At 68.6% G+C, this 3,088-nt stretch carries 4 protein-coding genes and 1 pseudogene; 4 read left to right on the top strand and 1 reads right to left on the bottom strand.

The genetic code is table 11. The features are described from left to right. Positions 1 to 231 (top strand): DDE-type integrase/transposase/recombinase (locus AB0915_RS38825; RefSeq protein WP_366696073.1); only part of this gene is annotated, 231 nt, incomplete at its 5' end. 152 nt (positions 232 to 383) lie between these two features. On the opposite strand, the gene AB0915_RS38820 is transcribed toward AB0915_RS38825, so the two are convergent. Then, positions 384 to 1,031 (bottom strand): GntR family transcriptional regulator, encoded by a 648-nt coding sequence (locus tag AB0915_RS38820; protein WP_366696071.1) that lies wholly within the window; start codon positions 1,029 to 1,031, stop codon positions 384 to 386. Positions 1,032 to 1,239: 208 nt separating this feature from the next. On the opposite strand from AB0915_RS38820, the pseudogene AB0915_RS38815 reads away from it, so the two are divergent. The 3 genes and pseudogenes from AB0915_RS38815 to AB0915_RS38805 all read left to right on the top strand — a co-directional run. Beyond that, positions 1,240 to 1,371 (top strand): annotated as a pseudogene (locus AB0915_RS38815) (thioredoxin-disulfide reductase); the annotation flags it as partial. A 17-nt stretch (positions 1,372 to 1,388) separates the two neighbouring features. Then, positions 1,389 to 1,754 (top strand): thioredoxin domain-containing protein, encoded by a 366-nt coding sequence (locus AB0915_RS38810; protein ID WP_366696069.1) that lies wholly within the window; start codon positions 1,389 to 1,391, stop codon positions 1,752 to 1,754. A 145-nt stretch (positions 1,755 to 1,899) separates the two neighbouring features. Then, complete coding sequence (locus AB0915_RS38805; protein ID WP_366696067.1) at positions 1,900 to 2,976, top strand: DsbA family protein; 1,077 nt, start codon at positions 1,900 to 1,902, stop codon at positions 2,974 to 2,976. The last annotated feature ends 112 nt before the right edge of the window (positions 2,977 to 3,088 follow it).

Genomic DNA, 3,088 nt, shown 5'->3' with positions numbered 1-3,088 from the left:
TACTTGAACAACAGGGCCGAGAACAGTCATCAGCCCACGAGGCAGCGCGAGCGCGCTATGAAGGGCTTCCGTTCCAGCGGAGCGGCCCAGAGGTTACTCGCCACCTTCAGCCGGATCTCCAGCCACTTCCGACCCCGACGCCATCTGATCAAAGCAAGTGATTACCGCACCGAGATGACCGAACGGTTCCGCATCTGGAAGACCGTCTCCGGAGCCCTCACGACCGTCTGACCAGGATGCCCCCGGCCCGGCCGAAATCGTCCCCAGCGCACGTCAACTCGCGTACAGCGACAGGAACTTGACAACAAAATCCCTCGCGCTCCTGGCCGTCGTCGCGGCCGTCCGTGGCACTCGGTGAACGGCTGTCGCCGAGCGGGCCGTTCTCAGACGTGCATGTGGCTCACGTCGGAACCGTACGTGTCACCGACGTGGGACCGCAGAACGTCCGAGAAGCCCTGGACGTCGTCGGCACGCAACCGGGCGATCAGCTCCGCGTGTTCGGCGATGATGTCCGCGCAGCGGGCCAGGAGCGTTTCGCCGTAGCTGAAGAGCAGGAACCGCTGGCGGTCCGCGATCCTGTCGTTGAGTTCGAGCATGACCAGGTTGTCACCAACTTCGACGAAGGAGCGGTGGAAGGCGATCGTGAGCTCGACGAAGCAGTTGAGGTCGCGGGCGGCGAGTGCCTGCTTCTGCCGGTCGATGCCCTCTTCCAGCTGCGCAGCAAGAGCGGCCCTGCGCTCCGTCGTGGCTCGTTGGACGGCTGTGCTTTCCAGGATGAGCCGGGCGTCGGCGAGGTCCCTGACGGCCTTCTCGCTCAGTCCGCGCACGAGAGCGCCGCGCTTGGGGTAGACGGTGATCCAGCCCTCGTCCTGGAGGCGGACGAGAGCGGCCCGCACCGGGGTACGACTGACACCGAGCTCGGCGGCGAGCCCCGCCTCGCCGAGCATCGTGCCCGGTCGGTGCGTTCCGTCGAGGATGCCCTCGCGGATGGCGGCGTAGGCCCGCTCGGACGCGCTCTCGGTTGTCGACATGACCCCATCCTCCGCACACCAGGCCCGTCGGCGGGTAACCGCCGGAGCATGCACCCTCCGCACACGTTCACAGCACACAGTAACTGGGATACAAAATGCGTGCATGTGGAATACCTGACCGAGGTCGGGTGTTGGAGCACACCAGAAGGCCCGTTCCGGCGGCTCTTCCGGAAACAGAAGGGATCTTCCCGTGCGGCAGATCATCGTCATGGGCTCCGGCCCGGCCGGCTACACGGCCGCCCTCTACGCCGCCCGCGCCAATCTGCGGCCGCTGCTGATCGCCTCCTCCGTGGAAGCGGGCGGCGAGCTGATGAACACCACCGAGGTCGAGAACTTCCCTCTGAAAGGCAGCAACCGTTGAGCACCCTGGAACTCACCAAGGAGAACTTCGACGAGGTCGTCTCGAACAACGGCTTCGTCCTGATCGACTTCTGGGCGGACTGGTGCCCGCCGTGCCGCATGTTCGGCCCGATCTTCGAGGCCGCGTCCGAGCGTCACCCCGACTTGGTCTTCGGCAAGGTCGACACCATGGCACAGCCGGAGCTCGCGCAGGCGTTCGACATCCAGTCGATCCCGACGCTCGCGATCATCCGCGACAAGGTCGCCATCTTCGCCCAGCCCGGCGCCCTGCCCGAGAACGCACTGGAAGACCTGATCGCGCAGTCGCGGAAGGTCGACATGGACGAGGTACGCCAGCAGATCGCAGCGGAGCAGCAGAAGTAGGGGCGGCAGCCCGAACCAAGACGGCGACATCAGGGGAGAGCGGGCCCGGAGCGCCAGGCCCGCCCGCCGGAACCCGATGCCGCACCCACCCATGAGCACCGCCGGGCGTGATCAGATCAGCTCCGGCCCGAGAAAGGCACTCCCTGTGCAGGACCAGGACATCCACCACCGCATGGCCGAGCTCGTCAGCGAGGAGCATGCGCTGCGCGACGGGAGGACGGGACAGGAGGCGACCGCCGTGCGCATCGACGTGTGGGCTGACGTGGTCTGCCCGTGGGCGTACATCGGCAAGCGGCGGCTGGAGAAGGCGCTCGCCGCGCCGGCGCTGGCCGGCCTGGACGCCGAGGTGGTGTGGCGGCCGTACCGGATCGACCCGACCGCCCCCGCCCACGGCACCCGGCTGGACGAGACCTCCGCCCACGCGGTGGCCGACGGCACCGCGACCTCCTGCGCCGTCGGTCCGTCCACGGCGGACAGCCGGGGGCTCGTGTCCCGGATCGCCGCCGAGGAGGGGTTCGGTCCCGGATGGGGAGAGGTATGGCACGCCAGCAGTCATGACGCGCACCGCCTGGTCACCCTGTCCTACGAGCACGGCGGCAGCACCCTCCAGGGCGAGGTCGTCGAGCAGGTGATGAAGGCGCACTTCCTCGACGGTGACAACATCGGCGATCGCAGCCTGCTGCACTCCATCGCCGAGCGGGCCGGCATCCACGCCGCCGACACGCTCCTGGACGACGGCGCCGCCGACCGCGAGGTGCGCGAACTCCTCCTGATCGGCAAGGCTCGCGGCATCGCGACCTCGCCCACCATCGTGGTCGGCGACCGGGCACTCGCCGGCGCTCAGCCGCCCGAGGTGATCACCGACTTCCTCACCGCGGCCGCGGACGTACGCCCCCGCGAGATGCCCGAGGAGGTCCAGCGGCTGCGCTGGTCGGAGTCCCTGCTCCAGCAGCGCGACCCCCTGGGCGCCCTGACCCTGCTCCGGCCGCTGCTCGACCATCACGGCGACGACCTGAACGTCCGACAGCTCGCCGCCCGCGGCTACTTCCACTCGGCCCAGCTCTCCCAGGCCCACAAGGTGCTGCGGCGGCTCGTGGAGGACTGCCCCGACGACTCGTACACGCGGCTCATGCTCGGCCGTACCCTCCAGCGCCTCGGCAGAGGCGACGAGGCAGCCGTACACCTGAAGATGGCCGCCGCCATGTCCCCCGAGCTGGCCTGAGGGCCGCCTCCGCGCGCGGCATTGTCAACTTGAGCTGGCGAGCTTGGGGCTGGGATGATCGTCGGGTTTGTTGATCATCGGGGAGGGGCTGGCCGTGGAGACCGAGGCGTCG

Source organism: Streptomyces sp. NPDC048411 (genome assembly GCF_040704695.1).
In the GTDB taxonomy this organism is placed as follows: Bacteria; Actinomycetota; Actinomycetes; order Streptomycetales; family Streptomycetaceae; genus Streptomyces.
Note: the sequence above shows the minus strand (reverse complement) of the source record. Positions and strands in the feature narration are given on the sequence as shown.